At 75.1% G+C, this 7,209-nt stretch carries 3 protein-coding genes and 1 pseudogene; all 4 read left to right on the forward strand.

Annotation, left to right across the window (positions count from 1 at the left end; genetic code table 11):
- Nucleotides 1–18: 18 nt before the first annotated feature.
- Complete coding sequence (locus TU30_RS28760; RefSeq protein ID WP_370626727.1) at nucleotides 19–3,162, forward strand: tetratricopeptide repeat protein; 3,144 nt, start codon at nucleotides 19–21, stop codon at nucleotides 3,160–3,162.
- A 3-nt stretch (nucleotides 3,163–3,165) separates the two neighbouring features.
- Entirely contained in the window at nucleotides 3,166–4,749 is a 1,584-nt protein-coding gene (locus TU30_RS28765) for a PP2C family serine/threonine-protein phosphatase (protein WP_042175544.1), read from the forward strand.
- A gap of 150 nt (nucleotides 4,750–4,899) precedes the next feature.
- Nucleotides 4,900–6,270, forward strand: coding sequence for a VWA domain-containing protein (locus TU30_RS28770; RefSeq protein ID WP_042175471.1), 1,371 nt, complete (start codon nucleotides 4,900–4,902; stop codon nucleotides 6,268–6,270).
- An 81-nt stretch (nucleotides 6,271–6,351) separates the two neighbouring features.
- Nucleotides 6,352–7,209 (forward strand): annotated as a pseudogene (locus tag TU30_RS37755) (phosphopeptide-binding protein); the annotation flags it as partial.

A 7,209-nucleotide genomic window follows, 5' to 3' on the forward strand; every position in this document is an offset into this window, starting at 1 on the left:
CCAGGGGGAGGCAGGCGCATGAGTCAGGCGGAGGACCGGACGCACCACCAGGGCCGGTCCCGAGGACAGCCCGACGGTGGTTCCGGGGAACGGAGCGGGACCGGCGGGCGGAACAGGACCGGGGAGCAGGCCGGGGCCGGGAACGGGACCGGGAACGGGAACGGGGCCGGGAACGGGACCGGGGCCGGGGAGCAGCAGGCGCGGGCGTCGCAGGCCGCCGCCGCGCCCCGTCCCTGTCAGCGTCCCGGCTGCGAGGGCGCCTACGAGGACGTCGGCGGCGGCGAGCTGTACTGCGACACCTGCGGGCTCGCCCCGGTCGTGTCGTCCCCGGCATCCCCCCTGTCGGGGTCTCCCCTGTCGGGGTCTCCCCTGCTCGAGCACGGCCGAGAGCTCGGAGGAGGCGCAATCGGCTCGGTCCCGACCGGCATCACCGCGGGCGACCGGGAGCCGCGCGGTTCGCGCGACTCACCCGGCTTCCGCGGTACGCACGGCGCTGCGGGCCCAGCAGGCCCTGCGCGCTCACCAGGCTCGGCGGACCCGGCGGACCCGCAAGGTTCTGCGCGCTCGGCAGGCTCTGCGGACTCGGCGGGCCCGGCGGACTTGGCAGACCCGGCGGACTTGGCAGACCCGGCGGACTTGGCAAGCCCGGCGGGCTCAGCGGGCCCGGCCGGCCCAGCAGGCTCGGCCGGCAGTTCCCGTGCCGGCAGCCGCGGTTCGCGTACGTCGTCCGGCAGGTCGTCGCAGTCGGCGAAGTCACGGCGCTCGGTGTCCGGGCGGCTCTCCCGCTCGGTTGCGGGCGGGAGAGCCGAGCGCTCGGTGTCGGTGCGCGGCTCCGGGTCCGCCGGCGGTTCCTCCGGCCGGGGCCGGCTGGGCGCGGGGCTGGTCCAGGTCCCGCCGATCCCCCGGCCCGACCCGCGCGCGATGGTCCTGGACACCCCCGAGGTGCCGGAGCGCAAGCGCTTCTGCTCCCGTTCCGACTGCGGGGCCCAGGTGGGCCGTGCGCGGGCGGGCCGGCCGGGCCGCACGGAGGGGTTCTGCACCAAGTGCGGCCACCCGTACTCGTTCGTCCCGAAGCTGCGGGCCGGTGACGTGGTGCACGGCCAGTACGAGGTGGTCGGCTGTCTGGCGCACGGTGGCCTGGGCTGGATCTACCTCGCCGTGGACCGGGCGGTCTCGGACCGCTGGGTGGTCCTCAAGGGCCTGCTGGACACGGGCGACCAGGACGCGATGGAGGCGGCGATCTCCGAGCGGCGCTTCCTCGCGGAGATCGAGCACGCCAACATCGTGCGGATCTACAACTTCGTGGAGCACCTCGACCAGCGCACCGGTTCGCTGGACGGCTACATCGTCATGGAGTACGTCGGGGGCAAGGCCCTCAAGGACATCGCCAACGGCCGCCGCACACCGGACGGCAGGCGGGACCCGCTGCCGGTGGAGCAGGCGTGCGCGTACGGCATCGAGGCGCTCGAGGCGCTGGGGCACCTGCACTCCCGCCACCTGCTGTACTGCGACTTCAAGGTCGACAACGCGATCCAGACCGAGGACGAACTGAAGCTGATCGACATGGGCGCGGTGCGCCGGGCGGACGACGACCGGTCGGCCGTCTACGGCACGGTCGGCTACCAGGCCCCGGAGGTCGCCGAGGCAGGCCCCTCGGTCGCCTCCGACCTGTACACGGTCGCCCGGACGCTCGCCGTCCTCACGTTCGACTTCCAGGGCTACACGACCGTCTACGCGGACTCGCTGCCCGACCCGGACCACATCGACGTCTTCCGCCGGTACGAGTCGTTCTACCGGCTGCTGGTGCGCGCCACCGACCCCGACCCGGCCCGCCGGTTCGCCTCCGCACAGGAGATGGCCGAGCAGCTCACCGGTGTCCTGCGCGAGGTCGTCTCGGTCCAGTCGGGCCACGCCCGCCCCGCCCTGTCGACCCTGTTCGGCCCGGAGCTGCGGGTGACGGACACCGAGCTGTTCCCCCGGGCGTACGGCGACGTGTCCCGGCTGGGGGCGCGGGCGGTACCCCGAAGAGGGCCGGGACGCGGCCGGCCGAAGCAGCTGACTCAGGGCGCGCGGCCCCAGCAGTTCCCCGGAGGACCGGGCGGGGGCACGGCGGGCGGACAGCCCGGCCCCCCGGGCGGCTCCGTCTCCCCGGGGGCCTCTCCGGGCACCACCCCGGGCGGTCTCGTCCGGCCCGTCGACACCGCCGCGGCGGCGCTCGCGCTGCCCCTCCCCCACGTCGACCCGGCCGACCCCGACGCCGGTTTCCTCGCGGGTCTGCCGGCCTCCGCGCCCGCCGAGCTGGTCAACGCCCTGGCCGCGGCGCCCTCGCCGTCTGCCGAGACCCGGCTGCGGCAGGTCCGCGCCTGGCTGGAGACCGGCCGGCCGGACCTCGCGCTGGCCACGCTGCGGACCCTGGAGGAACGGGACCCCGACGACTGGCGGGTGGTCTGGCACCGCGGGGTCGCCGCCCTGGTGACCGGCGACCACGAGGGCGCCGCGCTCGCCTTCGACGCCATCTACGACGCCTTCCCCGGCGAGATCGCGCCGAAGCTGGCGCTCGGCCTGTGCGCCGAGGTGCTGGGCCAGCTCGACAACGCGGCCGAGTACTACCGCCTGGTGTGGTCCACCGATCCGAGCCATGTGAGCGCGGCGTTCGGCCTGGCCCGGGTGCGGCTCGCCACCGGCGACCGGCGGGGCGCCGTACGGACGCTGGAGTCGGTGCCGGAGTCCTCGATCCACTACACGGCCGCGCGGGTGGCGGCCGTACGCGCCCGGCTGCGGGGGACGGCCGCGACCGCGGGTGACGTACCGTTCCTCGACGACCTGAGTGCCGCGGCGGGCCAGGTCGAGGCACTGGATTCGTACGGTCTGGACCCGGCGCGCCGGGAGCAGTTGGCGGTCGAGGTCCTCGGCTGCGCGCTCGACTGGGTACTCTCCGGGGGCCAGGGTTCCGTTCCGTCTCCGCTTCCGGCTCCGCCGGGACGGGGACGGCGGACCGCCGCCGGGGGACGGACACTGCTCGGCAACGGACTGGACGAGCGGGACCTGCGCTTCGGACTCGAGCGCTCGTACCGCACGCTGGCCCGGCTCGCGCGGAGCGGTGAGGAGAGGATCGACCTGGTGGAACGTGCCAACCGTTACCGCCCCCGGACGTGGGTGTAGTTGATGTCGCAGATGCCCCAGCAGGCCGCCCTGTCGAAGTGCCCGAGCTGCGAGGAACCCCTCGAGTCGGGTGACCGTTTCTGCGGTGCGTGCGGATACGACCTGTCGGCCGTCCCGGCACCGCCGACGGATCATCCGACGATCGCCATGAGCCCAAGGAGCCCCGGGAACTCCGGGGCCCCCGGGCACGGCTCGGTGCCGTCGCCGGGTCCGGCGGAGCGCGGGGTGCCCCGGCCCCCGGCCGCGCCCCCGGCGGCCCGGTCGGCGCCGGTACCGCCGCCGGCCGGGCCGGACTGGCCCACCGTCCGCCCGGACAGTTCCGGCGTGTCCGCCCCGACGCACCGGCCCGCGGACCTGGCGGGCACCGACTCGAGCGGCCTGCCCCTGACCGGCGGCCCCCTTCCTCACCCCCACGCCCACGCCCAGCACTCCGCGCCCGTGCCTCCGCCCCCGCCCGAACCCCCGGCACCCCCGGCGCCCCCGGCACCCCCGGCCGGGTCTCCCCGCCCCTCCGGCGTGCGCCTCGACCGCCCGGCCCAGCCGGTCGCCGAGCCGGTCGCCGAGCCGGTCGCCGAGCCGGCGGCCGGGCAGCCCGAGGAGTACCCGCTCCAGGCCCCGGACCCGCGCGTGGCCGCCGAGCCGGACGGCGAGCAGGGTTCGACGGTTCCCCGCGGGGGCGTGTGCGTGGCCTGTCGTGCGGGCAGGGTGGACGACGACGGCTACTGCGAGAACTGCGGCCACGCCCAGCCACGCGAACGGGACCACATGGAACAGGAATGCGGCCCGCTGGCCGCGGTCAGCGACCGCGGTCTGCGCCACCACCGCAACGAGGACGCCTTCGGCATCGGCACCACCACGCTGCCCGACGGCTCCCCCGCCTCCGTCGCGATCGTCTGCGACGGCGTCTCCTCCGCGACCCGGCCCGACGACGCCTCGCTGGCCGCGTCCCGGGCGGCGAGCCAGGCGCTGCTCGCAGCCCTGCCGCGCGGCACGCATCCGCAGCAGGCGATGCACGAGGCGATCATCGCCGCGTCGGAGGCGGTCAACGCGCTGGCCGACGAGCCCGAGACGGAGCGGGAGCGCGCCCCTCACCAGAACGCCCCGGCCTGTACCTTCGTCGGCGCCGTGGTGACGGACGGTCTGCTGGTCGTCGGCTGGGTCGGCGACAGCCGCGTCTACTGGGTCCCGGTGGACCGCGCCGCGCCCCCTGCCCGGCTCACCGAGGACGACTCGTGGGCTGCGCAGATGGTCGCCGCGGGCCTGATGGGCGAGGCCGAGGCGTACGCGGACCAGCGCGCCCACGCGATCACCGGCTGGCTCGGCGCCGACGCGTACGAACTCGATCCGCACACCGCCTCGTTCAAACCGGACCGGCCCGGAGTGGTCGTGGTCTGCACGGACGGGCTGTGGAACTACGCGGAGTCGGCCGAGGAGATGGCCAGGGCCGTCCCCGCCGACGCGGCCGGCCGCCCGCTGCACGGCGCGCGGGTCCTGGTCGGTCACGCCCTCGACGGCGGGGGCCACGACAACGTAACCGTGGCGCTCGTCCCGTTCCCGGCCGTGCCGCAGGGGGCAGGATCGGCCTGAGGCCGCGTACGGCAGGCCCTTGACGGGGAAGTACAGGGAAACCGCAGGAGAGCTGCGGACCAGCACAGGCGAACCGGAGGGGACCGGTCCGCCTTCTGTCTTCTGTCGTCGCCCCGTTCGTCGGGGCTCTCCAGGGGGAGAGAAACAGGCATGGCCAATTTCGCGAAGTCGAACGTGCCGCGGTTCTCGGTGGACGTGTACCAGAACGAGTACCTGCCGGAGGGCGGCCGCGAGGTCAACGCCATCGTCACGGTGACCGCGACCGGCGGCGGCACCGTCGGCAGCGCGGTGGCGGCCCCCCACCTCCACGCGCCCGGGGAGGGGCCGTCGGCGGCCGTGGTGCTCATGGTCGACTGCTCCGGCTCGATGGACTGTCCGCCGGCCAAGATGCGCAACGCCCGCGACGCCACGGCCGCCGCGGTCGACGCCCTGCGCGACGGCGTGCGCTTCGCGGTGGTCGGCGGGACGCACGGGGCGAAGGAGGTCTATCCCGGCGCCGGGCGGCTCGCGGTGGCCGACGCCGCCACCCGCGAACAGGCCAAGCGGGCGCTGCGCACGCTGAGCGCGGGCGGGGGCACCGCCATCGGCACCTGGCTGAAGCTGGCCGACCGGCTGCTCGCGTCGGCGGGCGTGGCGATCCGGCACGGCATCCTGCTCACCGACGGGCGCAACGAGCACGAGTCGCCCGAGGACCTGAAGGCGGCCCTCCAGGGGTGCGCCGGACGCTTCACCTGCGACGCCCGCGGCGTGGGCACCGACTGGGAAGTGAAAGAAGTCACAGCGATCGCTTCCGGCCTCCTCGGCAGCGCCGACATCGTCGCCGACCCGGCCGGACTCGCCGACGACTTCACGCGGATGATGGAGACGGCGATGGGCAAGGAGGTCGCGGACGTCGTCCTGCGGCTGTGGACCCCGCTGGGCGCGACGGTGAAGTTCGTCAAACAGGTCGCGCCGACGGTCGAGGACATGACCGGGCGACGCACCGGGGCCGGCCCTCGCGCGGGCGACTACCCGCTGGGTTCCTGGGGCGACGAGTCCCGTGACTACCACGTCTGCGTCGAGGTCCCGGCCGCCGACGTGGGGCAGGAGATGCTCGCCGCCCGGCTCTCGCTCGTCGTCCCGCGCCCCTCCGGCGCCTCGGCCGGCAGCGGCGCGGACGGTGCCCACGAGCTCGGCGCGCAGGGTCTCGTACGCGCCGTGTGGACGGACGACGTGGCCGCCTCGACGTCGATCAACCCCCAGGTCGCCCACTACACCGGGCAGGCCGAACTGGCACACGTCATCCAACAGGGGCTCGACCTGCGCAAGGCGGGCGATTTCGACGGAGCAACGTCCAAACTGGGCCGGGCCGTTCAGCTCGCGGGTGTCTCCGGCAACGCCGATACTGCGAAACTGCTTGCGAAGGTGGTGGACGTCGTCGACGCCGCGACCGGTACTGTGCGACTGAAAGCGAGGGTCGAGGAGGCCGACGAGATGACACTCGAAACCCGGTCCACCAAGACTGTTCGTGTAAAGAAGTGAAACTGAACTGAACGAGCCTGGCCCATGGGCCGGAGAACTTCGGTCGGAAGCGACCGGACAAGGAGAGGGGGAAGCGCCGACATGCCGACCTGCCCGAACGGACACCAGTCGGGTTCCGAGGACTGGTGCGAGGTGTGCGGCCACCGCATGGCGGGGTTCGTGCCGCCGCCCCCTCCTCCCCCGCCGCCCGGCGGTGGCTACGGATTCCCTCCTCCCGGCGGCCAGGGTGGTCCCGGCGGCCAGGTCCGCTACGGGGGCCCCGGAGGCCCGAACGGTCCCGGTGGCGGAGCCGAGCTGTGCCCGCAGTGCCGCACGCCCCGTGAGGGCGCCGCGCCGTTCTGCGAGGAGTGCCGGTGGAACTTCCTGACGAACACGGCGACCTCGTACACCCCTGCCGCCCCGCGCCCCGCCGGACCCGGCCCCGGTGGACCCGGCGGCCAGGGTGGTCACGGCGGCCAGGGTGGTCACGGCGGGTACCAGCAGCCGCCCCCGCCCCGGCCGTCGTACGGCGGTGGCAACGGCGGTGACCCCTACGACTACCAGGGCTCCCGTCCGTCCCAGGTGAACCGGCCGGCCGAGCCGATCCCGCAGGGCCCGCCCGGCTTCGGCGGCGATCCCTCACGTCCGGTACCGCCACCGCCCGGCCCTGGCGGATACGGAGGCCCCGGTGGCCCTGGTCCGCACGACGGGCAGAGCGGCCCTGATGGCCAGGGCGGATATGGAGGCCCGAACGGTCCCGGTGGCCCCGGTGGCCCGAACGGTCCTGGTGGTCCGCAGGCGTACCGGTCCGGTCCGCCTGCCCCGCCCGGGTTCCCGCAGGAGACCGGCCGACCGCCGCAGCAGGGCGGTCCCGCCTTCGGCGGTGACGACGACTGGGTCATCTCCCCGCCGTCCGGTGGTCCCGGCGGCGACCAGGGCGGTCCGAACGGCCCCGGCCGG

It is taken from the genome of Streptomyces sp. NBRC 110035, from assembly GCF_000829695.1.
In the GTDB taxonomy this organism is placed as follows: domain Bacteria; phylum Actinomycetota; class Actinomycetes; order Streptomycetales; family Streptomycetaceae; genus Streptomyces.